The following is a 25,401-nucleotide window of genomic DNA, read 5'->3' as shown; positions in this document are numbered from 1 at the left end:
TTATTTTTTAAGTTTTATGACAGTAAAAAACAAGAAACTGTTAGCAGTAGCTGCGTCCGTAACTTTGGCAGCACAAGGCGCATTCGCGCAAACCGGAGGCGGTACGACAGGCATCAATGCCGCCACCTCATCCCTTACAAGTTATGTAGACCCCGTTTCGACACTTTGCCTCGCCATCGGTGCCGTGGTCGGTATTATCGGCGGCGTCCGGGTTTACATCAAGTGGAACTCAGGGGACCAGGACATCAACAAGGAGATCATGGGTTGGGGCGGATCTTGCCTTTTCCTGGTGTTGGTTTCTGTTGTCATCAAGGCCTTTTTCGGGGTATGATGCGCAAGTACGCAATTTATAAGGGGCTTCAAAAGCCCCTTATTTATCGAGGCTTCAAAGGCAAATTTATCGCCTGGGGAATCAGCTCGCTGGTTATTGGATTGGTTTCAGGTGGCTTAACTGGCGCACTAACCAGCATGTATTTAGGCGGTGCCGTTACCATCATCACCATTGCAGGCGGACTCTTTTACACTTTCCAAAAACAGAAAGGAGGCCTCCACTCCAAGTCACGCCATAAAGGCGTTTTTGTTCACCCCGTCAATTTTCAATCCCATGGCATCCCATCAGAAAAACTCCTTTGAATTGCCGTATGCGGGAATAGATCATCATAACGGATTAAGCTTGTTATATGGTTTGCGCGGCGATTACTCAGTTATTTTTAAAATTCAAAATCCGGTACTTCAATATGCAGCCGACCCGGACGGCTATAATAGTTATCACGGCCTGCTGCTTAATCTCGTTAAAATCTTAGGCGAAGGTTATATCATCCAAAAGCAGGATGTTTTTTGCCGGAAACAATACAAGGGCAAACCCGCTGCCGAATTTTTGCAGGAGAAATATCACGAGCACTTCGAGGGACGGGAATACACCGCAATTTATACTTACCTCATTATTACCCGGCAGATCAAGCGCAATGCCTTTTATGTTTTCGACCACAAAGCACATAATGAATTCAAACAGTCGGTGCTTAAAACAAACGACCTGTTATCAGGCGCAGGTCTGCAGCCCATCTTAATGGAAGAAAACGACATTCAGCTATATGTCAAACGGATATTGGGTATGTCGTTTTCCAGTGACCTGATCACCCTCGATAATTTGCTTTCGCTTGACCAGGAACTCAAAATGGGTGGTCGCACAATTCGCAGTATCAGCCTGATCGATACCGACCTGATAGATTTGCCGGAGCAAGTCGCTACCTATACCGAAAAGCAGGAAGGCCAAACCAAAAGTACGCTGCCGGTAGATAATTTTAGTTTCCTGCACACCGTGCCCGGTTACGATTGCATCATCTTTAACCAGGTACTGGAAATTCCGCAGCAACGGGTAACGCTGAATAAACTGGAATTGAAACGCAAGCGCCATTCAGGCGTACCTGACCCGGCGAATAATCTATGCGTCGAAGACATCGATCAGTTACTGGCCGATGTAGCCAGGGATAACCAGTTACTGGTAAACGCCCATTTCAATATTATGGTTTGCGCCCAGGATGACAAAATAAGCCGGGCGGCAAATTATATCGAGGCAGCCCTGTTTCAGCAAGGGATTATCCCATCCAAAAACGCTTATAATCAAATGGAACTTTACCGCTCCATTTTACCGGGTAACGCGGTCGAATTGCAGAAGTATGACTGGTTCCTGACCACCTCCGATGCTGCCCTTTGCTTTTTTTTCAAGGAAGCCCTGCTGACCGATGACCCCTCCGATTTTTTGGTAAGGTTCACTGACCGGCAGGGCATACCAGTAGCCATTGACCCCTCAGACCTGCCCATGCGGCAAAATAGGATCAGCGCGAGAAACCGCTTTTGTTTAGGTCCCAGCGGCTCGGGTAAATCGTACTTCATCAATTCCCTTACTGAACAATACCTCCTGTATAACATGGATGTGGTGATTGTAGATACAGGGCATTCTTATTCCGGCCTATGTAGTTATTATAACGGCAAGTACATCACCTATACCGATAAAAAGCCCATCACGATGAACCCCTTCCAGATCACGGAAGCGGAATATAATATCGAGAAAAAGGACTTTTTGGTCACCCTTATCAGCTTGTTATGGAAAGGTGCCGAGGGAAGTATTTCTTCGGTCGAAAGGGATGTGATTTCCAACGTTATCAGTGCTTATTATAGCTATGGGTTTGGAGAAGTCGATCATCCGTTTTGCTTTAACACCTTTTATGATTTTGCTCTAAGCAAAATACCACAGATCAAGCAGGAAGAACGCATTCCGTTTGACGTGGACGAGTTTCGTTATGTGTTAAAGAAGTTTTCCAAAGGTGGCGAATTTCAAAGCATACTCAACGAGGCGGCAGACCAATCCCTGTTTACCGAGCGGTTTATTGTCTTTGAAATAGATTCTATTAAAGAAAACCGCATTTTATTCCCCATTGTCACGCTCATCATTATGGATGTTTTCATCCAAAAAATGCGTTACCGTTCCGATCATCGCAAATGCCTGATCGTGGAGGAAGCATGGAAAGCCATTGCGTCGCCATTGATGGCAGGTTATCTATTGTACTTGTACAAAACGGTTCGCAAGTTTTGGGGAGAGGCAATAGTGGTTACCCAGGAACTCGGTGACATTTTAGGGAACGCGGTAGTAAAGGACAGTATATTAAGTAATTCAGACACTATTATGCTGCTGGATCAATCCCGGTTTAAGGACAACTACCAGGAGATCGCCAAATTGTTATCCCTGTCTGAAACAGAACAAAAGAAAATCTTCACCATCAACCAGTTGGATAACAAGGATGGCCGGGGAAAATTCAAAGAGGTTTATATCCGTAGGGGAAATACAGGCGAGGTTTATGGCGTAGAGGTATCCATCTTCCAGTATTTGACCTATACAACCGAAAAGCCGGAGAAAAGTGCCGTAGAAAAATACGTAGCCATTTTCCATGATTATCCCGCAGCATTAACAGCCTTTGTAAATGATCTGCAAACATCAGGTCTGAAGCTGGAAGCTTTTGTGAAACAAGTGAATAAGCACGGGCCACTATCTCAAAATGCGGCTTAACCATTAAACTCAAAACTATGAAATCATTATTTTTCGTAATCATCCTTGCGGCAATTAGCGCCGCGAAAGTTTCAGCCCAGGAAGTCTACGTCGACCCAAGCACGGCGGCGGCAATGGCGGTTCATTCGGGCATCATCAACGGGCAGTTGAATACTACTAACAACAAATTAACGCTCATCCAAACCGGCCAGCTTGCCGTCACCGGCCAGTTAACCGCTGTTAATTCCTTACAAAAGGATATTTACAAAGGATTAAGTCAGGTGTCCTCCGTCATGTCGAACCTATTGGCCATTAAAGATATTGCCGAGATCAGCAGCGACATTGTAACCGACGTCAATAAAGCGGCCACCCTTGCCCAAAGTGATCCGGTGTTATTGCTCTTTGCCCAACAAGGGGCTACGGAATTTAAGACCAGGGCGACCGCTCTTTCAGCCGAGGTAAGCACCTTCATATTACAAGGCGGGCAGAGCAATTTAATGGACAGCGGTGAAAGAGCCAAACTCCTAAACCGCATAGTCAGTGAATTATCCATTATCAGGGGCGTGGCTTATGGCATGTACCGAACGATGTATTATGCTAAAATGCGCGGCATCCTGAAATCGCTGAATCCGTACTCTGGCTTTATCAATATAGACCGACAGATCGGCGACAACATCATCCAAAACTCCAAAACCTTGAAGCAATGAAAAAGCTGGTTTATTTAAGCCTCGGCCTAATGCTGCTGGTAAAAATGGGTTATGCACAAACCAACGTGGAACTGATCGACCAGCTGGTTACCGAAAGCCAGTCTGAACACGACCGCCAAACAACCGCACGATCGAATCAGGCGACGGTAACAGCAAACGAGGACGTGAACAAATCACAAATGACCACCCTGAAAACGACCTATCGCAATATCCAAAGCCGCTTTCATACGCTCGGCTTAGTGATTGATGCAGGTGAGATCGGGCTGGAAGCCGCTCCATTGGTCAACGAAATTGTCAGCCAGCAAAAACTAATTATAGCGCAATGCGAGGGCAATCCCATTTTGATCCTGCTGGCCGTGAATTCAGAAGCTGACCTTGCTGATCAGGCAACCCTTTTAACTGAATATTGCGCCGGGTTGATTTTAAGTATCGGCGACGTAAACCAAATGAAGGCCAGTGACCGCAAAATGCTTTTCAGCTATGTAGTCAGCGAATTGCGCCGCATCGACGGCGCATCCCGAGGTCTGCTAAACTCCATTGTCAATTTTAACAATCAACTCCATTCCAAATCGGGCAACCCGTTCGGCAGTTTTATCAACCAGGATAAAAGTCTGGTGGATGACATTATGCGGAACGCCAAAGCCCTTAAATGAAAAACCATGAAAAAATATTTATTGATGGGCTTAACCCTGTGCATTACAGGCAGCCTGAAAACCTACGCCCAAACGATCATTTTTGATGCACAACATTTTGCCATCGTCAACGAAAACGGCCTGACGAGGGAAGCCGCAGAAAACACACACCAAAGTTCCTTGAATAAGATTAAGCAGGATTTAGACAATATTAATCTTAACGTTAGTTCAGTTGTAATGGTACAGGATATGATCCACCAGTCTCTCGCTACTGTTGACGGCACACTCAAAGACGGGCTGGCCGTAAAACAGGTCGCGGAAATCATCGGCGATATCACGACGCAATGTAGCCAGATCACAAACCTCGCCAAAGCCGATCCCTTATTCTTATTATTCGCCCAGCAGAATGCCGAGCAAATGAAAACGCGGGGCATCAATCTGGTATCCGAAGTATCGTCCTTTATTTTGAAGGAGGGCGACAACGTATTGATGGATTATGAAAAGCGCGATTTTTTATTGCGCAAGGTGATCCTTGATTTGCAGGTTATGCGGGCGCTTTCCTACAGTATTTACAAAACCATGTATTTCGCGAAGCTGAACGGCGTGATCAAATCAGCCGATCCTTTCCAGGGATTTATCAATCAGGACACCCACCTGGCCGACCAGCTATTACTCCAGTATCAATTACTAAAACAATAAGTTTATGATTAAAAAAACAGCCATCATAGCAATACTATTGCTATGCTTGGGCAAATACACCTTTGCCCAAATGTATGTCAACGACCAATCAGTCCGTTACCAGCAGGAGCGCATGGTTTTTAAGCAATGGAATCAAAATGATTTTACCCCGACCCATGGTTTTCTTTGGCTCAACCCGCTATATTGGTTGACCTGGGCTTGGTTCCCGAACTATCATAAAACCGATCTCCGTCCGCTCGGTCCGTCCGGCCCGCAGACTCAAAGGCTGGCACTTGTCGCCGCCATGCAGAACACCGACAATGCTTATAAATTACAGGCTGATACGTTGCGTAATACCGCTGTATCTGAGGCCGTCAATTATTCGGGACTGGTATCCTCCGCAGATCCTTTGTGGCTTTTATATTACAGTAAGGAATTTAAGGATTTGCTTAACCAGCAGGATAGCCAGTTATTAAGCGGCGTATCATCCAAAGTGCAAAGTTATCTTGTTAGCAGTGGTACGTACAACTGGTACGTTGAACAATCCCACAGCCTTTCCGAACGGCTCAACACTGCGAGAACGACAACACTTGACCGGGGTTCGCGTATTTTAACCTATTATCGTTTGCTGGCAGAATACCGCAGGCTAAATGCGGCCTGGGCGACGAAAAAGCAGCAAGCTGGTACCTTCCTCGCGTTGAGCGAAAAGGCTAAAAGCCTGAAATCGCCCGCCGCAACTACTGTCACCATTCCGGCTGGCTACAAGTCAGACCAGCAAATCGAGGATGAAATATTAGCCAATTACAAACTTTAACTCATCATTTATGCTCGGTATGTTATTGCAAGTCCAGCCGGTCAGCGTATCTGATTCGTTTAAGGACACCTTTAATTTTTTGCAAGGCAACGGCGTTTATGAGGACGGTATCATGCACTTTTTGCAGGCTATGAAAGCCAGCATTTGGGGACAATACGATACTTTCATTGCCGATGCCCAGGCGCTTGCCGCCATTTTTATGATCATCTTTTTTTCACTAAAGGCATACGAAATGATGTCGGGAGATAAGCAATTGGAAGTCATGCCACTGCTTCGGCCTTTCGGATTAGTCATGGTAATACTTTGGTGGGGAACTTTCACGAAAGTAGTGGCCTTTCCAACGGACGTCATCGAAAGCAAAACCAACGCCCTGTTTAACGGCAGCGAAACCCAGTTAAACGACCTGCGGGTGCAACGGGCGCAATTAATGGTAACGGTTGCCGACTCGCTGATGAGTATGCAGGCACAAACCGAAGTTGCCAGCAATGAGGCCACCACCTGGTACGGGAAAGCATGGGAATCTGTCACCTCCGCCGTCAAAGATGGCTTTGCACAAATATGGAACCCGATTATTGAATTAAGAAACCGGCTGCAGGTCGGACTTCAGCTACTGGTCACGTCCCTGTTGGAAACTTGTGCCATCTGGATATTACGAATATGTGTTTACATCATATTCTTTATACAGATCATATTTTCAACGATACTGATTATACTCGGGCCGTTTTCCGTCGCAGTCAGTATTATGCCCGCTTTTCGGGATTCGTTTACCACCTGGGTCGCCCGGTTTATATCAGTCAACCTGTACAGCGGAATAGCTTTCCTCGTACTCTATATCGCCACTCAATTTCAGCAGTTTGCAATGGAGGCTGAAATTACCCGTTTCCAGCAGTTACTGGATACTTCGGCGGGAAACTCAATGGAGAAGTTAGGCTGGTTCGCCTCCAATGGTATTTTATCCTTTGGAATGGTCATAGTAACCTTTTTGATAGGCGGCTTAACTATGTTGACAGTACCAAGCATATCCACCTGGATAGTGTCGACATCAGGTATTACCTCGGCAGCCTCTACTATGGGACGCGGCGCTTCCAGCCTCGGAGCGACAGTTACCCGTATGATCGCCAAGATTTAATAACCTCTTTATTAACCATTAAAAAGCTGCCCCAACAAGGCGGCTTTTTTTATTTCCAAGCCCATTATGATTATAAAAAACATTGAATCAAAGATCAGGCTGGCTACCTTTTTATCCGCAGGAAGCTTTTTATGTGCCCTGGCAATGGTGGGTATAGTTAGTTTTTTTGCCTATAAACAGGTTGCAATAGCCCGTAAAAGTGTCTATGTACTGGATGCCAACAGCACCCCCGTACTGGCCAGGCAAACCGATGTGCAGATGAACCGTGCAGCCGAATACCGCTCCGACATTATCCGGTTTCACAGCCTGTTTTTTACGCTGACTCCCGATGATAAATACATCGAATACCAAATGAAACAGGCGATGTATCTCGTCGATGAAAGCGGTGCCTTACAATATAATAACCTTAAGGAAAAAGGATTTTTCAATTCCATTTTATCCTCCAGCGCCGTGCTCACCATAACAATGGACTCGGTTTATTTGGACATGCCGCACAAATATTTCAGGTATTATGGTAAACAGAAGATTGACCGCAGGAGCAGCACCCTGACTCGTTCCCTGGTCACGGAGGGCTACCTCAAAGACCTCGACGTGCGTTCGGATAATAATCCCAACGCTGTTCTGATTACCCAATGGAAAACCCTTGAAAACAAAGACCTCAATAATGTTCAGAAAAATAACTTCCAACCGTGACCCCGGTAAAACATTGGGGAGCGAACTGAAAAAGGAATTTGGTATTTATTTCGAGCGCGCAGGTTTAAAAAGCCGCCAGCTAATGGAAAAATATCCCCGCCAGGTTTTTACTGCTATGGTTATCGCCATTCTATTTTCAGGCATATTGGCTTTTACCGTCATGCGGGAGCGGCAAAAGCCTATCCTACAGGTAAGATCATCGGTTCAAAATACAGCTTCCGGGTTTGGCCAGATCATCAGCACCGCAAACGCATTGCAAACTTTATGGGCTACCCAGCAACAGGTCGATCTGCTGTTGAAAAAAGATACCCTTACCCATGCCGACAGCCTGACCCTGAATCAAGCGCTAATACAGATGGAAAGCCTGCGCGCATTGCTTAAAAAATCCCGGCCCAACCATTAATAACTAAATCATTAACTCATGAAAGTAAATTTTAAAAGCCCCAGGTACGTCCTGCCGCTTATCCTGCTGCCTTTCTTCCTGCTACTTTTTTATACTTATAAAAGCAGTTTTGGCAAGGCAAAAGCGGTTGCCAAAGGAAAGGATACCCTACAGGATAACCTGGCCGATGTTTCCGACCAGGTTAAGAAAAGTACCTTATCCGACAAACTGGATGCCTACCGCGACCAGTACAAAAAAGCGGATGGCTACACCGCTATCAACCAGTTACAGGACGATACGACGACTGCCTCGGCAGCGCCAAATCTCTATAACGATGCCGAGAAAAGGAAACTTGACTCCTTGAAAAAAGCAGTTGCCGCTAAGTATAAAGGCAAAAGGTCGCGGTCGTTATCGCCTAATTATTCCGGTTTTCCTGATGCATCGGCGCTTCCAACCAAGCCCGCAAAACATAACCAATCAGATCAGGCATTGGCAGAGGCACTTAACCGAATGCGAAGCCAGCCCAGGCAAAACATCAATAGCGGCAACCCGCAGAATGCTGATCCTATGCAATTATTCCGCCAGCAAATGGCGCTCATAGATAGCATGGACAAATCACATGACCCGGACTATAAGGCGCAGCAGAAAAAAGCTTTAGTGGAAAAACTGGCAGCGGCAACACCACAGGAAAAAACGCTGCCGGTAACTAAAGCCAGCAATTCAACCGCTGCTTTTAATACCATCATGCCGGAACAGCATGACGGACTCATCCGCGCCATTGTCGATCAAAATATTACCGGTTATGCAGGTTCACGTTTGCGCATCCGGCTATTGGAAGATATGATGGCCGGTCATTTCCTGGTTAAACAGGGAACTTATCTTTATGCAGAAATATCCGGCTTTACCGGGCAAAGAGTATTACTAACCATAAAATCCATTATGGAAGGCGACCAGCTACTGCCCGTCAAATTATCCATTTATGATAATGACGGTTTGCCCGGCCTGTATGTTCCGGCGTCCGCATTTCGGGATTTTACAAAAGATCTCGGCAGCGATGCCAGCCAAGGCCTGACCTTACAGCAATCCGCAGATAACAATAATCAGATGGTGATGAGCGTAGTTTCGCGCATGTTTGAATCGACCACCACCGCCGTAAGCAAGCTAATACGCCAGAATAAAGCCAAATTGAAATACAATACCCTCGTTTACCTGATTGACCCCGAAACCCTCCGTAACCACCAATAAAAACAATAACATTTATGAAAAAAGTTTTCTTGTTGTTAACCGCCCTTTTAGGCGCGGCACACATTCTTTTTGCCCAAAGCCGTGGTAGAACTAATATTGATTCGCTGCCGCAAATTGAGATCAGCAGCCAGGCAGACATTCATTTTTTATCGCCTGAACCCATCCAGTATGCAGACATTTCCAGTCATAGTATTGTGGGCGACATGCCAGTGAAAAATCTGCTGCGCATTAAGCTGGTGCCGGATTCGCTGCGACACCTACAGCAGGACTGCACCGGCCTCGGCGTGATCACCATTGTAGGCGAAAGCTTTATAGCACAGTACCGCTTGGTCTTTACCAATTCGCCCGGCCAGCAAATACCATCAGCGATTGCGATACAGCCTGAACAATGCCGGCCGCTTGACTTTCCGGGAATAACGCTGACTACCCCGCAAATGAAAACCTATGCGATGGATATTTTACATAGGGGTAAAAAATCCGATATCCGAAAAGCTAAAGCATATGGCCTGACGGCTATACTTAACCATGTTTATACCGTAGGCGATCACGTTTTCTTAGATGTGGCTTTTCAGAACAAAACTAACCTGCCATACGACATCGACGAACTGCGCTTTAAGATTGAGGATAAAAAGATCACTAAGGCAACCAACGTACAGTCTATAGAGATTAAGCCCGATTGGAAACTTTACCCGCAGGAATCTTTTAAAAGGGAGTACCATAATATTTATGTTTTTAAAAAGGTCACGTTCCCGGATAGCAAAATTCTGAACGTGGAACTAACTGAAAAACAGATATCCGGCAGGACGATTACCCTTAAAATAAAATACAAGGATGTCCTTGATGCGGATGCATTGTAAATTTAATTTAGATATAACCGTACAGCTTCTTTCAGTTTATCAATGTAAATCGGTCGGTATTGGACGCCAAATTTGTCACCCACTATAGTTGTGTAAAGCATTGGAGGTGCCGATGGATCAGTATCATCAACGAAGACAACAAGGTCACTATGGTACTTACCGTCTTTGTAGATAAAAATGCAGCTTACAACTTCGTAACTTTTACAATCAAGAGTCAATAGTTTTTGTTCAAGTGGTTCTTGATCCCGGAATTGTTTGATAATATGAATTTTAGGATTGTCCGCCGCGAGATTACGAACGATAGCATTACCTTGAAGATAACTGTTATGAATAATTGAATAGGATATTAATCGGTCTGGTGTACCTGCATTGCAGTAATAAAAAGCATAAGAAAGATTTTCATAACGATGAAATTGGCCTTTTTCGTAATAAACGACATCAAATCCACCACCCCAACCATCCTGTAGTAACTCAGTTGTTTTTTGTTCATGACTAAGAAAGGAAATGCAAGATAACAACGCTCTTTGCTTGCAATCTACAGAACGAATGCCCGTTTCTTCTAAATATGGGGCATAATGTACAAAGTGTTCAGTCCAACGAGCAGCCCCTGTCCCACAAGAGATGATGTCCAGTTGTTCCTTGCTTTGATCACGAATCCACTCACCGGAGTAAGCTACCATTAAACGATTTTCGGTAAACTCTGAGCCACCAAGTGCAAATAAGACTGATATTTCATTGCCATATTGTATTTCGTTAAGCATTTCTTCATAGGTCTGTACGTTGATTGGTCGATGTAAGAAAAAATCGACTATCCAATCATAGACCTGCTCTATTGAATTGACTTCACCAGCAAACGCTACACATAGTATGTCCTTAATAATTGCTGTTTTTACGCGAAAATCGGCTACAGGTGTAGGCGAATAAGTTTCCTGATTGGTTGTTGGCAATATCACTTTTTGCTTACTATCAGGCAGTGAAATTGCTCTGTCACTTACAATTACCGGATAGCCGTTACCATTGACCATAGAAATAAGCGTCATCGCGAGTGATTTAAAAGGCACAACCTCGTGCCATTACAAAAATAGTCATTACTGCCGGGTTGGATAATTGCCAATTTCTGGCGCATCATTAAACTTTTATGGAAGAAAGCAAAGAGCAGCAAAGCCAGCATAGGTTTCTGCAGGCTGCCATTTATTTGTCCGTAGCACTCGAAATATTTTGCTTTATCTACGGCCCCCAATTATTACAAAGCCATGCCTACAAAGGCCTGGCTTTTTTTATTGACCGGCTGCATCGCCTGAAGATTTACCAGCAACCGCTATACAGCAAGCTTTTTACCCTAATCCTGATCTGCCTGGTTTCCGTCGGCACACTTAGCAAAAAGCAGCAGGATTTTAATCCTAAAAATTCGGTTGCCTATCCTTTAAGTTCAGGTTTATTGTTGTTTTTCGGAGGCCTATGGTTTTACGGGCATCCAGGTTTGCCTGTTTTTTATGGCTTAAACTGGTATGAGATCGCCTATATCGCTTTTGCATTTACGGGAACTGTTCTGATCCACACTTCAATGGATAACGTTTCCAAAATGATCAGCGCCAGGCTTGGCAAAGACCGATGGAACGTCGAGGAAGAATCTTTCATGCAGCGAACTACGCCACTACTGGCAACCAACGCCGTCAATATTCCGACCCTGTTCTATTTTAAAAATAAAGTCAGGCAAGGTTACCTCGTTTTAGAGAATTTATACAGAGGAATTTTGCTGTTGGGGGTGCCGGGAAGCGGGAAAAGCTTTGGGATTGTGATGCCTGTTATCCGGCAGATGATAGCCAACGAGTTCACACTTTGCGTTTACGACCTGAAGTTTCCGGATTTGGGTAAGATAGTTTATTATCATTACCTGCTTGCTAGACAAAACGAGAAATGCATAGGCTACACCTTTCATGTGGTGAACCTGAATGACCCGGAGAAGAGCAGGCGGATTAACCCTTTTAACAAGAAGTATCTCAAAACCCTTGCTGATGCCTCCGAAAATGCCGAAGCACTGGTAGAAGCATTAAAAAAAGGCGATAAGAGCGGTGGCAGTGACCAATTTTTTACGCAAAGCGCTGTCAATTTTTTAGCGGCCTGCATTTACTTCTTTAGTAAATATGAGGATGGTAAATATTCCACTTTACCTCATGTGCTGGCTTTTTTAAACCTGCCTTACGAGGAAGTGTTTACCACGCTCTTTTCAGAGCCAGAACTGGCCTCATTACTATCGCCATTCGTAACTGCTTACCGGGCAAAAGCCTTTGAGCAGTTGGAGGGACAAGTCGGCACTTTGAAGATCTTTATTAGCCGTATGGCGACAAAAGAAACTTTTTGGGTATTCTCCGGTGATGATTTTGACCTAAAAATAAGCGACCCTAACCATCCCGGAATTTTGGTGCTGGCCAACGACCCAAGTACCCAAAGTATCAATTCCGCCTGCTATTCTGTAGTGATGAATTGCATCTTGCGCGAAGTCAATTCTAAAGGTAATATCCCGGTCGGGATTGTGGTCGACGAAAGCCCAAGTTTGTATTGCCATCGGGTGGATGTATGCGTTAGCCAGGCACGAAGTAATCGCGTATCTGTCCTTTTGGGAATGCAGGAGTTGCCTATGCTGAGGCAGCAATATGGTAAAGAAACCGCCGAAACCATTACCTCGGTCATGGGCAATGTATTGTCAGGATCAGTTCGAAATAAGGATACGCTGGAATGGCTGGAACGCTTGTTTGGTAAGGTTAAACAAACCGGCGAAAGCCTGAGTATTGACCGCAATAAAACATCGCTATCCTTAAACGAGAAACTCGAACCGCTGATCCCAGCTGGTAAAATAGCTTCCTTGAAAGCCGGGGAAATGGTAGGGCTTTTAGCCTCGGATGCGGTAGAAAAATATACCGGAAAATACGAAACCTCCGCTATCAATTGCCGCATTAACCTCGATCTGGATGCCATAAAAGCGGAGGAAAAAGCCTACCAGGACTTACCGCTATTCTATGATTTTAAGGGCAAAAAGGATGACATACTGCGCAGCAACTACTTGCGGATCACAAATGAGGTGCAAGCCATGACAATGACCTTCCGGAAAATTCCGCCACAGCAACCCGCAGGAACAGCAAAAGGCACCATGAAGCCAGCCCACAAACATTAATCAATTAACCAAAATAGGATTATGCACGAACTCATTGATACACCGGTCATGGTGCACCCGGAACTAACATTTGACCCTGTTATTAAACAAGGGCAAAATGGCATCATTACGAATGTCATTCATGAAAATGATGAGATCTATGTAAAGTTCGAAGATGGCCTTTTCGGGCTGTATGGGGCTGACGCTTTGCTTGTTCTTCGGCCTCCAGCCGATCTGATTACCAATCTTCGCCAAGGAATTGAAACGATGCCGAGGGCTGATCTTTTGGAACTCCTAAATATCTACCTGCTACAACAATCCGGTAGGAATGAAGATATCACTGAGGCTTTGAATCTTGCAGCATTTAGCGAAGTCTTATGGTCCAAGGCTTTGATGCCATTAAATGAATGGATTGATCGTGGGCTGAACCTCGGACAAGAATCTAAACCTGGTTACAGTAGGTAATATGAAATATCAAAGATTGTCCTTAGCAGCATGTTTTTTATTGCTATTGTTCAACTTAACGGCTTTCAGTCAATCGGATAGTGGCCGTTTAGAGATTGCTTTCCCTTTGAAACATCTTAAGCAAACCTCGGGGTTTGGCTGGCGCATTCACCCCATAACTGGTGAGTTTCATTTCCACAAAGGCGTCGACCTGGCAGCGCGTAACGATACCGTATTCAGCATTATGAATGGTGTAGTTTGCAAAATTGGCAATAATCCATTAATTGGGAATTATATTCTGATTACCCATCCGGACGATGTGCAAAGCCTTTACGGACACTTATCTGCCATTGCAGTTTTACCCGATGACAAGGTGACCGCTGGCCAGCTAATAGGAATCACCGGAGCTACGGGCAGGGTTACCGGGGAACACCTGCATTTTTCCATTAAATATCATGGCCATGAATTATCCCCGCTGGCCTTTTTATGCGGCATGAATGCATTGCCGCCTTAACCCCAAAACGAAGCATTATGATTTATGAATATCAAAACAGTCATCTCGGATCACTGGAAAGGAAATTACAACTAATTGCTGAAGGTCAGGAACTAGAACTGACACCCGAAGAAGCATTGATCTACGGCGTTGACTACGCCGATGAATTTCCCGGCGACCCTGACGAAAGAAAGGAGGCTGAACATGGCCGATGAAAAAAAGGCACTTCATGTGGAAGTAGCCGAGAAACTAATCGAAGCTTTAAAAGCCGGTACCGCGCCCTGGCAAAAGCCCTGGAACAGCAAGGGCCTGCCAGCATTTCAATTGCCTTACAACGCCGTCACCGGCAACCGCTACCAGGGGATCAATACATTATCCCTTATCATGAGCGGAAGGCACGATCCCCGGTGGATGACTTATAAACAAGCCGACGATAATGGCTGGCAGGTAAGCAAAGGATCGAAATCAACTACTATCCAGTTTATTAAATTGTTCGAGCAAAGAACGAAAAGGGATGAGAACGGAAAGGTGGTTAAGGATGATAAAGGTGATCCTGTAAAAATTACCGTAAAGTTGAACAGGCCAATCATTACCAATTTTGCTGTTTTTAACGCTGAGCAGGTCAACGGCATTCCCGAACTGGTCATACCCGATATTTCTTCCCTTGGTTGGGAACCGCTGGAAAGAGCAGAACAACTCATCAAAAGTTCCGGTGCAGATATTCAGCATATTCCGGGAAATCGCGCTTTTTATAGCCCCTTTAAGGATAATATCACTTTACCCCTTAAACAACAGTTCGATGAGCCGAGCAAATATTATGCAACCGCCCTTCACGAACTCGGTCATTGGACTGGCCATGAAAGCCGACTTGACCGCAGCCTGTTAAATAAGTTTGGGACTAAAGATTACGCACGGGAAGAATTACGGGCAGAAATTGCGTCCCTGCTGATTGGCGATGAATTGCGAATCGGCCATGACCCCAGCCAGCATACCGCTTATGTGGAAAGCTGGATCAGCATTTTAACAGATCATCCTTTTGAGATACACAGCGCTGCAGCCGATGCGGAAAAGATTTATACCTACCTGCTTGACCTGGAAAGAAAACGAAACATGGAATTAACTGCTTTTGCCGACGATAAAAAGGTGTCCAGTCACCTTTTAACGGAAAACGATCATATCAGTTATAACGGGACAATTTTTAAGGTGAACGAAAACCTAAAAAACGGTCGGCTGAAAATGGAAGACCTCGGAAGCGGCCAGCAATTTATTTTAAGCCGGGAGGATCTGTTGTACAAAAATCTGTTAGAAGCCAAACAGCAAAAACCTGAAGTATTAACAATTGAATCTCTAAACGCGATGAACTCCGAAATTTCAGAAATAGAGGTCAATAATAATTATCAATTAAAACGCTAACAATAGAATTATGAAAAATCCTTTTTATGTCAATGAACTACCGAAGCAGGAAATGGAAAGCCTCGGCCTGGTTGATAAGACCGGAAATTATATCCTCAGCCCGGATGATGTTGAAGCTTTGCTTGCCGGACGGCGAACGAATTTAATGAGCCTAAAAAACCTTGATACGAGTGGTGTCCACATTGAACAGCTTGATGCTAAATTATCATTGGACAGGAACCCGGATGGCCAGGTAAGCTTTAAATTACACCCCATTTATAAACAGCCTTTAATTCCGCCACTACTGGACGAAGATGAAGCACAGGCATTGATTACTGGCAAAACCCAAAGTATTGACAAGATTATCCCAGGCCCAGGGAAAAAAGAAGTTGTTTTTGAATACGATCCTGATACCAGAGAGTTTATCTCTTTTGATCCAAGCCTGGTTATCGCCCCTGATAAAATTAATGGCTATAAACTAAAAGATTGGCAAAAGGACGATTTTCAAAAAGGCTTTAAGGTGAGATTGCCGGACGGCACCGAGTTGCAGCACCGGGCAACCGACCCCAAAGGTATCCGCGCAGACCGCGCAGCTTTGATATTATCCGTATTGCTTGACGGCGGAATTTCTTATTTGTTGATCCGGGGTTTAAGGCATCTGTTAAACAGCGATAAAAAAGAACAAGCCGGCGAGCAGACACCAGCTTTCAAAAAGGCTTATGCCGAAATGGAAAAACATTTTGCCAAGAAATTCAAAGCTACCGAACAGCAAACTGAAGAAACAAGGGGCTATAACAAAACCCGCGCAAGATAACCTCCCATGTTTGGCCTCAAGCCGGAGGTGATAAAGCTTTTCACTCCATTTCTTCAATATACCGATGGCCGGTTGATATTTCATTATGGCAACGAAGTCGTCGAAAGTTGGGCACCGGAATCGCATCGCGTCCCGTCCACCTCGGAATTTTGGCTGGCAAATGCCGACCATCCAAATCTGATTGCCGATCTGTATATCAGTTATTCAGCCGCTGAACTACTTTGCTTTATTTCGCAGCGCGCATTTTTATTAAAATTTCCTGAACAAGTTGCTTTTGCGGCAGTAGGGTTATTACCATCTACCGCGCAAGTGGAGGATTTAAAATCAACTTTTCCTTTGGCGCGCTGGCACCTGATTTTTGATGCCAATCTTGTAGGCCGCATTGCAGATGCGGCAATAGCTACGTGGTTTAAGGGCCGTACTGTTTCTTTCCAGATCATGAATGAGCACGTAATGATTACCTTCTGCGGTAAGCCTTTTATTGTAGACAGTGGAGTTTTTTCACTAAGTCGATTTGAGCGGCTTACCGGATTGCGGGCTGGCATGCGAACACATAAGCCGCCGCGTGGCCTGCCTTCATTTACCGAATTACAATTTGCCAACTATGATACCTGAACAGTTTAAACAAAACGTCGACCTGGAAATCAAAGTTTACGGGCAGGATGTACAGGTCGCTTACCGCTATTATTGGCTGGATAAGCATCCCGATCCGGAAAACGAGCCATTGGTCAGCCACATGGAGTTTCGCTCAGAAAGCCCAATCATCAGCGAAACAGGCTATCGTTCACATTTCTTTCATACTGAAGTATTGGAAGATACGGCCTACCGGGATATAGCAGAGCTGGTTACAGAATTCGGGGAATACTTCGCGCGGGAAAATGGCTTTGAACCTCCGGCCATCGGTCAACAATACAAACTTTTTTAATCACTAAATTTTAATTATTATGGTAAAGAATGAAAAAAACCTGGAATACCTTCAAAAACTGCAAACCAGCCTTGGTTTCGGCGAAAAGCTAAATGCGGTATTGGAATCGGCGATCAGCCGCGAGTTGCCCAAATTTACCCTGGGTATCAGTAATCTTCTTAGGCCGTTGGAAAGCAAGGATGTCAACGCTCCAAAAAGCGATTACATTCAGTACGGCCTTAACTTTAACAGGCAAAAGGACGGCGATGCCTATTTCTTAAACACTATTGATGTTACCCTGCATAAAACCGGAGAATCTGTGCCGCGTGAGCAAACCTTCGACATTGAAAGGGATCATCGCATTACGGCTTTACAGGCTTATAAATTGTTATCCGGCCAATCATTTGAAAAGGATATCTACGTAAGGCCACAAAGCGCGGAAGCTGATGCGAAAAAATCCGAAAAAATCAAGGCTTGGTTTAAGTTGCAGCTGGATGTTAAGGATGCATATGGTAATCATCCGCTGAAGGTATTAAGGCCTGAATATGGCTACCAGTTTGAAAATGGCATAACTAAATATCCTTTAAAGGGGCTGGATAAAGAAGCCACCAAATCAGAGGGACTTCAAGCTATGCGCAATGGTAATTACTGGCAGACTGAACTAACCATGGGTAAAAAAGCAATTCCAGTTTTGGTTGCTGCCAATCCGGTTATGAAATCTTTTGACATCTATGATAAAAATATGAAAGAGGTCAGGGATGAGGAAATATGGCCGGAAAAAGCAGCAGCAAGAACCAATGATGAACAAGGTAAAACCACAACCGTTAAACGCCAGGAAGTTGTTGAAAATGATATCTCCAATTCATTTGAGCAGACGGAAAGTGAGGCGAATAATGTAACAAGAGGAAGATGAGCAGTCTTACCGGCCATTGTATGAACACTGTTGTGTTTGCTGGCGATAACGAACAAGCAATATTGGATCATTTTAACAAAATGGAGGAACACACCCCGCCATTTCTTTCAATTATGGTTTATGATAACGCGCTTCATTTTGACTCGCGCTGGATACCCCCAATCAGGAGCCTGAGCGAAATAGCCGAGCAATTCGATGTTAGCTATAAGATAGACTTTCGTGTACCCTATGAGGATCGCGGCACTTATACCTATACTTGTTTACAGCAGCAGCCTTTATCACCACAGGCAGATCTTCTTCGGGCATTTATAAATGCGGCCGAAAATCCGGAACAACTTGCCGAAAAGGAAACCTATCTCACACGCCATATTCTTGCTCAAAGTTTAGACCTGCACGAACTGGAAGTTTTATCTTATCTCACCGGTAAAAAGTATAATGAGTTTCGGATAAATGGGATAAAAAATGATCAGGACGATAACCGTAAAATAGGCCGTTAAGTACTTTCTTAAACGTTTTTTCTCCCATGCCTTGCATGAATGCGGGCTAACCCTTTGCGCATGCGTACCCGCTATCGCCGGGATCGCTTGCGCCGGGAACGCCCGCACACCTTCAGGCACCCGCGCCAGGACAAAGCCGCCCTTCACCAGCCCCGTTTTCTCAAACGGGCTGGGCGGCTTAGACCTGGCTTTTTCCAACCGCAAATTTTTTAAACCATGAAACACATTCTTGCTAAGGTCGACCGGATCAGGGCGAGCGGCACCGCTTTGGTTCAAGTGCCGGAAGATTCGCCACATGCTATCCATAACGGCAAAATCTTCAAAGTACAAAGTATGGGTACACCAGGCGTAAAGTGCCGGGTATCCTTGCTAATCAATGACCAGGTTGTCGACCTCACTTTAACCGATGTACTTTAAATCCATAAATCTTTTCCATGAGCAATGTTCAAATCAAAACGCCTGTTACTTATTATGGCGGCAAGCAAAATCTGGCCGAAAAGATTGTTACCATGATACCGAGGCACATGCTTTATGCAGAACCATTTACAGGAGGTGCCGCGATATTTTTTGCTAAACACCCTTCCGAAGTGGAAGTGCTAAACGATACCAACGGCGAACTGATAAACCTTTACCGGGTCATACAACAAAATTATGAAGCTTTATATGAGGAAATTAAAGCTACACTCCATAGCCGGGAATTGCACCGCCATGCTTGGGTTATCTATAATAACACCGACATGTTTTCCGAAGTTAAGCGTGCCTGGGCAACCTGGGTGTTATGTTGCCAAAGTTTCGCCTCCATGATAGATGGTGGCTGGGGGTATGATATTACCGGTAATACCATGAACGGAAAGATTCAAACCAAGATTGACAACTTTACCAAAAGGCTGGTCAAAAGGTTGAAAAACTGCCAGTTGGAATGTACGGATGCTTTAAAAATTATCAAAAGCCGTGACCATGAAAACAGTTTTTTCTATTGCGACCCGCCGTATTTCAATTCCGATATGGGGCATTATGATGGCTATTCCGAGCAGGATTTTGAGAACTTGCTCTTTTTATTGGCTAAAATAAAAGGTAAATTCTTATTGTCCGCTTACCCTTCCAGTGTTTTAGCGAGGTATGTCAAACAGTATGGGTGGGTAAAACTTGCTATTATTCAGCCGATAGCCGTTAATTCCAAAAACCGCAAGCAAAAGTTAAAGACTGAAATGCTTATCGCCAATTACCCATTTCATTTAGCACAAAACTATAGCCAGTTATTATTTTAACTGATTTGGTTTGGTAAAAAAACGCCCCACTGCAATCGCTGCAAGGGGGCGTACCTAAACCTTATCACAATAAACTGGTAAGGTTACCAGTTCACGAAGCGCAAGTTAATATTTAAAAGATATATTAACAAACACCCCGATCCAATATGGGCCGGGGTGTTTTTGTGTACAAAAATAATTCTCCAGTCCATTTAGACAAGATAACTTTGAGTGATAGGTTAAATAACAAACGGCTCGATGCTATCAATTAAGTTTTATCGCCAATTCGTCCGCCTGGATCGCGAGTTCGAGAACATGGTGAACCAAAAATGCATCAATCAGCGAAAGTGCATAGTCCCTGTCAATAGGCAGCATATCGTCTTTTAACAGAACGTTATCAATGTAAGATTCCGGATTCCAAAGCTTGCGGACAATTTCAGGATGTTGAGGTTCCATTCGCCAGATAACAGTTTCAAAGACGCTTTTGGCAGTTTCAACAAATCCGTCCCGATTTTTCCCTTTTAATGGAAGTGACGTAATTTTCTTGCCGGTCTTGGCAATTATCCGATTTGTTATTTCACTTTTTATCTCACTTGGTTGACTTGGTTTCAGGCGGTAATCCTGGAACGTACTCTCATGGCCATCAACATTAACGAACACTTGTACAAGAATTTCGAGTTTAAACTCAGGCGATAAGGTAGTGTTGTTTTCTGATTCAACGCCGCGGACATACATCTGCCAGTCTTCGGCACTAAGCTTGTGCTGATTATCAAACAACATCTTCGCAAGTTCGAGTTCGGTAGCAGATGCTTTCACAAGGTCAGTCCACTTTCGAAATCCGACCAACTTGGCGATCAGGTGCTGTGCATTCATCAGGCTGAAATTTTCTTCATCGATATCATAGTCCAGGAACAGACCATTGATGTCGAAATATTTCGGATCGTATCCAAAATAAGAAGGGTCAGCCTCGGTAGCAGGCCTTTGCGTTTTGTAATCCTTAAAAAGATTTTTGGATTGAAGTTTAAAAAAATCAATAGGTTTCATAATACATTTCCTTTATGTACCAATTTTATTATCCAATGAGTGTAGCGTTCGTAATCTTGTTAGGATAATAAGCTTGGTGGGTTTGCATTATTAACCAAATGGCTGATGAAATCTTTGCACGAACGAGCTGGCTTGCCATAAGCACACACAAGTTTACGTATTATTTTTTAAAACCAACGGCAAAAAGACCGATGTCCGGAATTTGGCCTTGATCTTTATAAAATGTTCCGGAGACGTACAAATCAACCGAACTTTGTTTCAAAGGCATTTTGCACAGGGTTTGGCAGCTACGCTTTAGCTACTCTTTTAAAGTGTCTTCTGATTTGATTTCAGCCTGTCGAATTCCCGTATGACGGGGTTCATAAAATATGGTAATTCAGGCTTCTTTGGTTTCACGAACATTACCGAGGCGATATAGTTAAAATCATCTACTTTGTTGGTATCATAGGCGTGGGACTTCATAGCCAATTCCTTGTCAACCATATAAAATGCCAAAATCTCTTTTTGGGCGTGCTTAACCCTTTCACGACTATCCTCATTAAGATGCTTTGGATCGTAGACATACATTTCGGTCACGAAAAGTACATTAGTTATGGCATCTGCTTCAATGCGTTTGGCAATCTCGTTAAATTTACGATAAACCGTTGTTTTGATCGAAAACCCAAATGTTAGCAATTCAAAAGTGTCATCGCCATATACAACCAGGCAAGAGGGTAACAATGTTTTTTGCATTTGGAAAGTAACCAAGTGCATCAATTCAAATTTGCTGAACAGGTCGCCATTAGGATAAGCTTTATTGAGGTTTTCGATTGGGCTTTTTGTTTGGCCGTGACCACCCCACATGGTAACTCTTGACCCTTTTTCAAAACGGTCTTTCTTAGCAAAAAAAACATAGTCATCCACTAAAAGGAAATCTTTAGGTACCCGGTAGAAATTCATCAACTCGATTTTACTTTCCAGCTCATCGGATAATTTGCAATGCTCGTTTATAGCCTGTTTCAACACCGCCAAAAGGAGCCTCATTTGGTTAATTCCGAAAATAAAGCTATCGTACAGGTCTTCAGTGTGGCCGTGTTCATAAAAGAAAAACTCGGATGAAAACATTACCTCAAGTTGCCGCAGGCTCATAAAGGTGACCCGCAAGGAATCTACAATTGTCGAAATTTCTACATCGTTATCAATCGTAAAAATCAATTCAGGAAGCGATACCGTGGCCTCAGCGGAATAGATAGTGATAACAATGCGCTTTTCCAGATCAAATGGCTGTTGTTTTAATACCTCATTACGCTTTTCAACAAACCATTTACCCACACTATTGACAAGGTACTCATTGCGCAGCTTTTCATAGGTAGCTAAAAAGTCGGTATGCGCCAAAGAATGTTGAAGCACAAAAGTTATATTTCTGTATTCTGAGAAAAAGTTATCCAGGTAGCCTATATTATCGAAGAAGTTAGTTCCTTTTTCAAATTTCTCTAAACTACTCAAGGCGCTATAGAATTTATGCAATGCTGGATATAATAAGCCCCGTGAGTTGTTCATAATATTTGCTTTAAAAAATGAATATAAAAAATAATCCCAATGTAGTCGTAGGCTTTCTATTTTTGCCCAATGACAGTTCAGGAGTTAATAGCTTACTTTGATAAGACTACTTTACCGGAAACATTGCGGATCAACAGAGCCATAACCCAGTTTAATGTAAAAGAGGCGGTGGATCGGAATATAGAGATGATGCGGAACGATCCCAAAAATAGCCATGCGAGGCACAGGTTAATACAGATCATGGATGCTATTGAAAACCCGTTTAGCGGGCCGGAAATACCAAAACTTTGATGACAAAAACACACTAATTTTTTTAGTATTTTTGTATTAAATCAATTAGATATGTCAGATTTGCCTTCATATCAAAGTCCGATCCGGGTTTTATATGACCGGATTATTGATTCGTTTTATGAAAACAGCTCGTTAACTATTAAAAGGCTTGACGAATTGGTTAACAATGGCCTTATCCGCCGGGGTATCTTTTTCAATCCCGAGCAATGTGCCTTAAAAACACCGAAAGTGGATCTTGTTTCCCAACGGATTGAGGTTCATGAACCGTTTATGTCCTTCCTTTGGTGCCTATGCTATAATTTTATTTTTTTAAATGAAGCCACGCAAAAGTTAGTGGTGGAAGACCAAAAGGTTATTCAAATTAACAATTCAACTACAACTGGGTTGGACGAAATGAATTACCTAATAGGGTGGGGATTTTCCTTAAAGGATGCCTATTCGGAATGGCCGGAATTTATGCCAAACCCAACTGACTCTGATTTGAAAGTACGTATGGCGAATGTGTTGGTTACCGAAGCTCTAAAATTTCTTTTATACCATGAGGTTGCCCATCTTGCCAATAATCACGTTGCCTATCTCTCTCTGGTCGAGAAGCCAGCAAAAGAGCTCACGCAGGAGGAATTATTTGAATTGAAAGTTCTTGAGGCAGAAGCTGACAATTATGCATTTGACATGTTGATTGGTCCTGAACTAAATGACGCATCTTACAACCAAGCTTTGGGATGCATTGTAGCTCAGCTTTCAGCTTTGTTCGTCATCAGCGGTCCGGCAAAACTTAAACAGCAAAGGCATCCCGATATCGATACAAGGCTTTTCAATCTGATGAATAAGATAAAGTTCGAGGATGTCAGGTATCAAATGAACATTGATCAAACCTTGAATATGGGGTTATCATTTTTCTTGCATATTCATCAAGTCAGCTACTTACCTGCCGATCCCGATAACATAACCTGGCATGAAACTTTTGACGAAGTGCTAAGATATCTATACGATCAAATTGATAAAGAGAAGGCTTGACGACGATTAAAGTAATTTTATTCACTTACAATTTAGGTTGCTATTATAGATATCAAAGAAGTCAATCTGATCCAATTTGAAATTGGGTTATTTGAAATGACTTTATGATTTCTTAGCTTAGGGTATTATCCAGGTCAGCATCCTAAATTAAAAATGTTAATCGGATACCTAACTTCTAATCTCCTCAACATTGTTTGATGTCGAAACCATATTATCGGAAGCACCACCTTTTTTGATTACTATTGAAATCAACAGGGATACGACTGAACTTGATATAATTCCGCATTGGTTCAGCGGCGATAACTTTTGTAATTTTTATATTTTTCAGGCAGGTAAAGAACTTGGCACCGTTATTTGTGCCGATATCAACGAGTGGGAATGGCTAACCGATCCGGATCTGAATTGGCTGGCACAGCTTGTCGGCAATGAGATCGACTGGCATTTTGTTTAGTAGTTGAAATTTTATTTAAGCACCTTAAAATCGCGCTCCTGCGTAGGTGACCATACCTTAAATTCCAGATCAATTTCCCTGTTGCGGATACGGGCGGTACAAGCAGATACAGAGACGAACAGCTGTTGGTAAAATTGTTCAAATACGGCACCGGGATGTACGGTAAAAACAATCTGATTAGCTTTCACAGTCAACATTTCCTGATATTCCGGCAATTCCTGCTGTAGATATATAACCACGCGCTTTAGGTATTCTGTATGCATATGTTTTAAAGAATGTCTTCGATCAGTCTATCCATTGTTCCACGATGACCGGTAATGAATTCCGCAGCTTTTTCCTGTTCATCAATTGTTAATTTATCCCCGTCATAAATCCAATTTTCCTCGCGGTCAAATAATAGCCTGCCTAACGATTCCATTTTGGGCGCTTCGTAGCCAGGCGCTTCGACATGAAATAACTGAAACATGCCATAATCTTCCCGCAATAATTGAAAGGCCAATCCGCCATAAATTAATGCTTCGGTAGCATCATCAAATTCGGGGATTACCCGCAGGTTTAGTTGCCCTCCCTGTTTACGATCAATTGTAATCTTTTGAGACCCACTTAAAAATACCTTATCCATGTTCAGTAAATTTTAATAAAACAAATGTGAATAAAAAATTGTAAAAAAGTAATAGAAAATGCTAAAAATATTAGCATAACTTTATAGTCCTCAAATTTGGCAAACATGGTACCATTCAATTTACAAATCGAACTCAATGTGCGGCTGGTAACTTTCTCTGCCGAACAGCTTGATCAACTTGCTGATAGTGCTGATTTTATGCGCTATCAGATCAGGACATTCAATCATCATTCGGTGATTTATGTGAACATCGAGGATGAGCCGCTGGAACCTGAAGATATTATTGGTTTCAGCGAAGATGAGGTTTTTTCGCTGGATGAAGTGAGAACCATTGCCGCCGCCATTAGGGAGTACAACAGCAGCCGTAAGCTGAATTTTGACCAAATGCACTTTGACTTTTAA

The 25,401-nt window shown here is 43.5% G+C and carries 33 protein-coding genes; 28 read left to right on the top strand and 5 right to left on the bottom strand.

The window, feature by feature from the left end:
• Nucleotides 1-16: 16 nt before the first annotated feature.
• The 12 genes from IEX80_RS04365 (at nucleotide 17) to traN (ending at nucleotide 10,180) form a co-directional block, all read left to right on the top strand.
• A complete protein-coding gene (locus tag IEX80_RS04365) occupies nucleotides 17-331 on the top strand; it encodes a DUF4134 domain-containing protein (RefSeq protein ID WP_158993902.1) in 315 nt (104 codons plus the stop codon).
• Nucleotides 328-633: a DUF4133 domain-containing protein gene (locus tag IEX80_RS04360; RefSeq protein ID WP_160845194.1), complete on the top strand. Its 306-nt coding sequence runs from the start codon at nucleotides 328-330 to the stop codon at nucleotides 631-633. Before IEX80_RS04365 ends, IEX80_RS04360 begins: the two co-directional genes overlap by 4 nt.
• Nucleotides 605-3,064, top strand: a complete 2,460-nt coding sequence (locus IEX80_RS04355; RefSeq protein WP_188832038.1) for a TraG family conjugative transposon ATPase — start codon at nucleotides 605-607, stop codon at nucleotides 3,062-3,064. Before IEX80_RS04360 ends, IEX80_RS04355 begins: the two co-directional genes overlap by 29 nt.
• Before the next feature lie 17 nt (nucleotides 3,065-3,081).
• Nucleotides 3,082-3,750, top strand: a complete 669-nt coding sequence (locus IEX80_RS04350) for a hypothetical protein (protein ID WP_188832037.1) — start codon at nucleotides 3,082-3,084, stop codon at nucleotides 3,748-3,750.
• Nucleotides 3,747-4,403 (top strand): hypothetical protein, encoded by a 657-nt coding sequence (locus tag IEX80_RS04345; protein WP_188832036.1) that lies wholly within the window; start codon nucleotides 3,747-3,749, stop codon nucleotides 4,401-4,403. The genes IEX80_RS04350 and IEX80_RS04345 overlap by 4 nt, the downstream gene beginning before the upstream one ends.
• Before the next feature lie 6 nt (nucleotides 4,404-4,409).
• A complete protein-coding gene (locus IEX80_RS04340; protein WP_188832035.1) occupies nucleotides 4,410-5,081 on the top strand; it encodes a hypothetical protein in 672 nt (223 codons plus the stop codon).
• Nucleotides 5,082-5,085: 4 nt separating this feature from the next.
• On the top strand, nucleotides 5,086-5,874 hold the full coding sequence (locus tag IEX80_RS04335) for a hypothetical protein (protein ID WP_188832034.1): 789 nt from the start codon (nucleotides 5,086-5,088) through the stop codon (nucleotides 5,872-5,874).
• 10 nt (nucleotides 5,875-5,884) lie between these two features.
• Nucleotides 5,885-7,003, top strand: coding sequence for a TraJ family protein (locus IEX80_RS04330; protein ID WP_160845188.1), 1,119 nt, complete (start codon nucleotides 5,885-5,887; stop codon nucleotides 7,001-7,003).
• Between the two features lie 66 nt (nucleotides 7,004-7,069).
• Nucleotides 7,070-7,696, top strand: a complete 627-nt coding sequence (gene traK, locus IEX80_RS04325) for a conjugative transposon protein TraK (protein WP_188832033.1) — start codon at nucleotides 7,070-7,072, stop codon at nucleotides 7,694-7,696.
• Nucleotides 7,668-8,099: a hypothetical protein gene (locus tag IEX80_RS04320; RefSeq protein WP_188832032.1), complete on the top strand. Its 432-nt coding sequence runs from the start codon at nucleotides 7,668-7,670 to the stop codon at nucleotides 8,097-8,099. The genes traK and IEX80_RS04320 overlap by 29 nt, the downstream gene beginning before the upstream one ends.
• An 18-nt stretch (nucleotides 8,100-8,117) precedes the next feature.
• Nucleotides 8,118-9,323, top strand: coding sequence for a conjugative transposon protein TraM (locus tag IEX80_RS04315; RefSeq protein ID WP_188832031.1), 1,206 nt, complete (start codon nucleotides 8,118-8,120; stop codon nucleotides 9,321-9,323).
• A gap of 14 nt (nucleotides 9,324-9,337) precedes the next feature.
• Complete coding sequence (gene traN / locus IEX80_RS04310; protein ID WP_188832030.1) at nucleotides 9,338-10,180, top strand: conjugative transposon protein TraN; 843 nt, start codon at nucleotides 9,338-9,340, stop codon at nucleotides 10,178-10,180.
• A gap of 2 nt (nucleotides 10,181-10,182) precedes the next feature.
• Here traN and IEX80_RS04305 read toward each other — a convergent pair whose 3' ends face one another.
• Nucleotides 10,183-11,220, bottom strand: a complete 1,038-nt coding sequence (locus IEX80_RS04305; protein WP_188832029.1) for a hypothetical protein — start codon at nucleotides 11,218-11,220, stop codon at nucleotides 10,183-10,185.
• A 98-nt stretch (nucleotides 11,221-11,318) separates the two neighbouring features.
• On the opposite strand from IEX80_RS04305, the gene IEX80_RS04300 reads away from it, so the two are divergent.
• From IEX80_RS04300 to IEX80_RS04245, 12 genes are all read left to right on the top strand, one after another.
• Nucleotides 11,319-13,352, top strand: coding sequence for a TraM recognition domain-containing protein (locus IEX80_RS04300; protein ID WP_188832028.1), 2,034 nt, complete (start codon nucleotides 11,319-11,321; stop codon nucleotides 13,350-13,352).
• A gap of 21 nt (nucleotides 13,353-13,373) precedes the next feature.
• Nucleotides 13,374-13,796, top strand: coding sequence for a hypothetical protein (locus IEX80_RS04295; protein WP_188832027.1), 423 nt, complete (start codon nucleotides 13,374-13,376; stop codon nucleotides 13,794-13,796).
• A 1-nt stretch (nucleotide 13,797) separates the two neighbouring features.
• Nucleotides 13,798-14,289, top strand: a complete 492-nt coding sequence (locus IEX80_RS04290) for a M23 family metallopeptidase (RefSeq protein WP_188832026.1) — start codon at nucleotides 13,798-13,800, stop codon at nucleotides 14,287-14,289.
• A 17-nt stretch (nucleotides 14,290-14,306) separates the two neighbouring features.
• Nucleotides 14,307-14,483 (top strand): hypothetical protein, encoded by a 177-nt coding sequence (locus IEX80_RS04285; RefSeq protein ID WP_188832025.1) that lies wholly within the window; start codon nucleotides 14,307-14,309, stop codon nucleotides 14,481-14,483.
• On the top strand, nucleotides 14,473-15,681 hold the full coding sequence (locus IEX80_RS04280) for an ArdC family protein (protein ID WP_188832024.1): 1,209 nt from the start codon (nucleotides 14,473-14,475) through the stop codon (nucleotides 15,679-15,681). The genes IEX80_RS04285 and IEX80_RS04280 overlap by 11 nt, the downstream gene beginning before the upstream one ends.
• 10 nt (nucleotides 15,682-15,691) lie before the next feature.
• Nucleotides 15,692-16,474 (top strand): DUF4099 domain-containing protein, encoded by a 783-nt coding sequence (locus IEX80_RS04275; protein WP_188832023.1) that lies wholly within the window; start codon nucleotides 15,692-15,694, stop codon nucleotides 16,472-16,474.
• A 6-nt stretch (nucleotides 16,475-16,480) separates the two neighbouring features.
• Nucleotides 16,481-17,089: a hypothetical protein gene (locus IEX80_RS04270; RefSeq protein ID WP_188832022.1), complete on the top strand. Its 609-nt coding sequence runs from the start codon at nucleotides 16,481-16,483 to the stop codon at nucleotides 17,087-17,089.
• Nucleotides 17,079-17,399, top strand: coding sequence for a hypothetical protein (locus IEX80_RS04265; RefSeq protein ID WP_188832021.1), 321 nt, complete (start codon nucleotides 17,079-17,081; stop codon nucleotides 17,397-17,399). The genes IEX80_RS04270 and IEX80_RS04265 overlap by 11 nt, the downstream gene beginning before the upstream one ends.
• Nucleotides 17,400-17,418: 19 nt before the next feature.
• On the top strand, nucleotides 17,419-18,291 hold the full coding sequence (locus IEX80_RS04260; RefSeq protein ID WP_188832020.1) for a hypothetical protein: 873 nt from the start codon (nucleotides 17,419-17,421) through the stop codon (nucleotides 18,289-18,291).
• On the top strand, nucleotides 18,288-18,788 hold the full coding sequence (locus IEX80_RS04255) for a hypothetical protein (RefSeq protein ID WP_188832019.1): 501 nt from the start codon (nucleotides 18,288-18,290) through the stop codon (nucleotides 18,786-18,788). The genes IEX80_RS04260 and IEX80_RS04255 overlap by 4 nt, the downstream gene beginning before the upstream one ends.
• Nucleotides 18,789-19,004: 216 nt before the next feature.
• Nucleotides 19,005-19,205 carry a hypothetical protein gene (locus IEX80_RS04250; protein ID WP_188832018.1) on the top strand — a complete coding sequence of 67 codons (201 nt, stop codon included), beginning with the start codon at nucleotides 19,005-19,007 and terminating at the stop codon, nucleotides 19,203-19,205.
• A 17-nt stretch (nucleotides 19,206-19,222) separates the two neighbouring features.
• Nucleotides 19,223-20,056 (top strand): DNA adenine methylase, encoded by an 834-nt coding sequence (locus tag IEX80_RS04245; RefSeq protein ID WP_188832017.1) that lies wholly within the window; start codon nucleotides 19,223-19,225, stop codon nucleotides 20,054-20,056.
• Nucleotides 20,057-20,299: 243 nt separating this feature from the next.
• Here IEX80_RS04245 and IEX80_RS04240 read toward each other — a convergent pair whose 3' ends face one another.
• Both IEX80_RS04240 and IEX80_RS04235 read right to left on the bottom strand, forming a co-directional pair.
• Complete coding sequence (locus IEX80_RS04240) at nucleotides 20,300-21,079, bottom strand: hypothetical protein (RefSeq protein WP_188832016.1); 780 nt, start codon at nucleotides 21,077-21,079, stop codon at nucleotides 20,300-20,302.
• 306 nt (nucleotides 21,080-21,385) lie between these two features.
• Complete coding sequence (locus tag IEX80_RS04235; RefSeq protein WP_188832015.1) at nucleotides 21,386-22,618, bottom strand: hypothetical protein; 1,233 nt, start codon at nucleotides 22,616-22,618, stop codon at nucleotides 21,386-21,388.
• A gap of 69 nt (nucleotides 22,619-22,687) precedes the next feature.
• On the opposite strand from IEX80_RS04235, the gene IEX80_RS04230 reads away from it, so the two are divergent.
• From IEX80_RS04230 to IEX80_RS04220, 3 genes are all read left to right on the top strand, one after another.
• Nucleotides 22,688-22,909 carry a DUF6965 family protein gene (locus tag IEX80_RS04230; RefSeq protein ID WP_188832014.1) on the top strand — a complete coding sequence of 74 codons (222 nt, stop codon included), beginning with the start codon at nucleotides 22,688-22,690 and terminating at the stop codon, nucleotides 22,907-22,909.
• A 51-nt stretch (nucleotides 22,910-22,960) separates the two neighbouring features.
• Nucleotides 22,961-23,926 (top strand): phage exclusion protein Lit family protein, encoded by a 966-nt coding sequence (locus IEX80_RS04225; RefSeq protein ID WP_188832013.1) that lies wholly within the window; start codon nucleotides 22,961-22,963, stop codon nucleotides 23,924-23,926.
• Nucleotides 23,927-24,116: 190 nt separating this feature from the next.
• Nucleotides 24,117-24,377 (top strand): hypothetical protein, encoded by a 261-nt coding sequence (locus IEX80_RS04220; protein ID WP_188832012.1) that lies wholly within the window; start codon nucleotides 24,117-24,119, stop codon nucleotides 24,375-24,377.
• 11 nt (nucleotides 24,378-24,388) lie between these two features.
• Here IEX80_RS04220 and IEX80_RS04215 read toward each other — a convergent pair whose 3' ends face one another.
• Both IEX80_RS04215 and IEX80_RS04210 read right to left on the bottom strand, forming a co-directional pair.
• Nucleotides 24,389-24,640 carry a hypothetical protein gene (locus IEX80_RS04215; protein ID WP_188832011.1) on the bottom strand — a complete coding sequence of 84 codons (252 nt, stop codon included), beginning with the start codon at nucleotides 24,638-24,640 and terminating at the stop codon, nucleotides 24,389-24,391.
• Nucleotides 24,641-24,645: 5 nt separating this feature from the next.
• Entirely contained in the window at nucleotides 24,646-24,999 is a 354-nt protein-coding gene (locus IEX80_RS04210) for a hypothetical protein (protein ID WP_188832010.1), read from the bottom strand.
• Nucleotides 25,000-25,104: 105 nt separating this feature from the next.
• Between IEX80_RS04210 and IEX80_RS04205 the strand changes: the two genes are divergently transcribed.
• Nucleotides 25,105-25,401 (top strand): hypothetical protein, encoded by a 297-nt coding sequence (locus IEX80_RS04205; RefSeq protein ID WP_188832009.1) that lies wholly within the window; start codon nucleotides 25,105-25,107, stop codon nucleotides 25,399-25,401.

The organism is Mucilaginibacter rubeus, from assembly GCF_014643835.1.
GTDB classification, from domain to species: Bacteria; Bacteroidota; Bacteroidia; order Sphingobacteriales; family Sphingobacteriaceae; genus Mucilaginibacter; species Mucilaginibacter rubeus.
Note: the sequence above shows the minus strand (reverse complement) of the source record. Positions and strands in the feature narration are given on the sequence as shown.

Excerpts from the sequence above, each read along its gene's own strand:
- IEX80_RS04320 (WP_188832032.1), top strand. The coding sequence starts at position 7,668 with ATGTTCAGAAAAATAACTTCCAACCGTGACCCCGGTAAAACATTGGGG.
- traN (WP_188832030.1), top strand. The coding sequence starts at position 9,338 with ATGAAAAAAGTTTTCTTGTTGTTAACCGCCCTTTTAGGCGCGGCACAC.
- IEX80_RS04275 (WP_188832023.1), top strand. The coding sequence starts at position 15,692 with ATGAAAAATCCTTTTTATGTCAATGAACTACCGAAGCAGGAAATGGAA.
- IEX80_RS04265 (WP_188832021.1), top strand. The coding sequence starts at position 17,079 with ATGATACCTGAACAGTTTAAACAAAACGTCGACCTGGAAATCAAAGTT.
- IEX80_RS04345 (WP_188832036.1), top strand. The coding sequence starts at position 3,747 with ATGAAAAAGCTGGTTTATTTAAGCCTCGGCCTAATGCTGCTGGTAAAA.
- IEX80_RS04340 (WP_188832035.1), top strand. The coding sequence starts at position 4,410 with ATGAAAAAATATTTATTGATGGGCTTAACCCTGTGCATTACAGGCAGC.
- IEX80_RS04335 (WP_188832034.1), top strand. The coding sequence starts at position 5,086 with ATGATTAAAAAAACAGCCATCATAGCAATACTATTGCTATGCTTGGGC.
- IEX80_RS04280 (WP_188832024.1), top strand. The coding sequence starts at position 14,473 with ATGGCCGATGAAAAAAAGGCACTTCATGTGGAAGTAGCCGAGAAACTA.
- IEX80_RS04300 (WP_188832028.1), top strand. The coding sequence starts at position 11,319 with ATGGAAGAAAGCAAAGAGCAGCAAAGCCAGCATAGGTTTCTGCAGGCT.
- IEX80_RS04315 (WP_188832031.1), top strand. The coding sequence starts at position 8,118 with ATGAAAGTAAATTTTAAAAGCCCCAGGTACGTCCTGCCGCTTATCCTG.
- IEX80_RS04210 (WP_188832010.1), bottom strand. The coding sequence starts at position 24,999 with ATGGATAAGGTATTTTTAAGTGGGTCTCAAAAGATTACAATTGATCGT.
- traK (WP_188832033.1), top strand. The coding sequence starts at position 7,070 with ATGATTATAAAAAACATTGAATCAAAGATCAGGCTGGCTACCTTTTTA.
- IEX80_RS04365 (WP_158993902.1), top strand. The coding sequence starts at position 17 with ATGACAGTAAAAAACAAGAAACTGTTAGCAGTAGCTGCGTCCGTAACT.
- IEX80_RS04230 (WP_188832014.1), top strand. The coding sequence starts at position 22,688 with ATGACAGTTCAGGAGTTAATAGCTTACTTTGATAAGACTACTTTACCG.
- IEX80_RS04225 (WP_188832013.1), top strand. The coding sequence starts at position 22,961 with ATGTCAGATTTGCCTTCATATCAAAGTCCGATCCGGGTTTTATATGAC.
- IEX80_RS04250 (WP_188832018.1), top strand. The coding sequence starts at position 19,005 with ATGAAACACATTCTTGCTAAGGTCGACCGGATCAGGGCGAGCGGCACC.
- IEX80_RS04305 (WP_188832029.1), bottom strand. The coding sequence starts at position 11,220 with ATGACGCTTATTTCTATGGTCAATGGTAACGGCTATCCGGTAATTGTA.
- IEX80_RS04260 (WP_188832020.1), top strand. The coding sequence starts at position 17,419 with ATGGTAAAGAATGAAAAAAACCTGGAATACCTTCAAAAACTGCAAACC.
- IEX80_RS04205 (WP_188832009.1), top strand. The coding sequence starts at position 25,105 with ATGGTACCATTCAATTTACAAATCGAACTCAATGTGCGGCTGGTAACT.
- IEX80_RS04245 (WP_188832017.1), top strand. The coding sequence starts at position 19,223 with ATGAGCAATGTTCAAATCAAAACGCCTGTTACTTATTATGGCGGCAAG.
- IEX80_RS04285 (WP_188832025.1), top strand. The coding sequence starts at position 14,307 with ATGATTTATGAATATCAAAACAGTCATCTCGGATCACTGGAAAGGAAA.
- IEX80_RS04295 (WP_188832027.1), top strand. The coding sequence starts at position 13,374 with ATGCACGAACTCATTGATACACCGGTCATGGTGCACCCGGAACTAACA.
- IEX80_RS04215 (WP_188832011.1), bottom strand. The coding sequence starts at position 24,640 with ATGCATACAGAATACCTAAAGCGCGTGGTTATATATCTACAGCAGGAA.
- IEX80_RS04350 (WP_188832037.1), top strand. The coding sequence starts at position 3,082 with ATGAAATCATTATTTTTCGTAATCATCCTTGCGGCAATTAGCGCCGCG.
- IEX80_RS04330 (WP_160845188.1), top strand. The coding sequence starts at position 5,885 with ATGCTCGGTATGTTATTGCAAGTCCAGCCGGTCAGCGTATCTGATTCG.
- IEX80_RS04255 (WP_188832019.1), top strand. The coding sequence starts at position 18,288 with ATGAGCAGTCTTACCGGCCATTGTATGAACACTGTTGTGTTTGCTGGC.
- IEX80_RS04235 (WP_188832015.1), bottom strand. The coding sequence starts at position 22,618 with ATGAACAACTCACGGGGCTTATTATATCCAGCATTGCATAAATTCTAT.
- IEX80_RS04355 (WP_188832038.1), top strand. The coding sequence starts at position 605 with ATGGCATCCCATCAGAAAAACTCCTTTGAATTGCCGTATGCGGGAATA.
- IEX80_RS04290 (WP_188832026.1), top strand. The coding sequence starts at position 13,798 with ATGAAATATCAAAGATTGTCCTTAGCAGCATGTTTTTTATTGCTATTG.
- IEX80_RS04360 (WP_160845194.1), top strand. The coding sequence starts at position 328 with ATGATGCGCAAGTACGCAATTTATAAGGGGCTTCAAAAGCCCCTTATT.
- IEX80_RS04240 (WP_188832016.1), bottom strand. The coding sequence starts at position 21,079 with ATGAAACCTATTGATTTTTTTAAACTTCAATCCAAAAATCTTTTTAAG.
- IEX80_RS04270 (WP_188832022.1), top strand. The coding sequence starts at position 16,481 with ATGTTTGGCCTCAAGCCGGAGGTGATAAAGCTTTTCACTCCATTTCTT.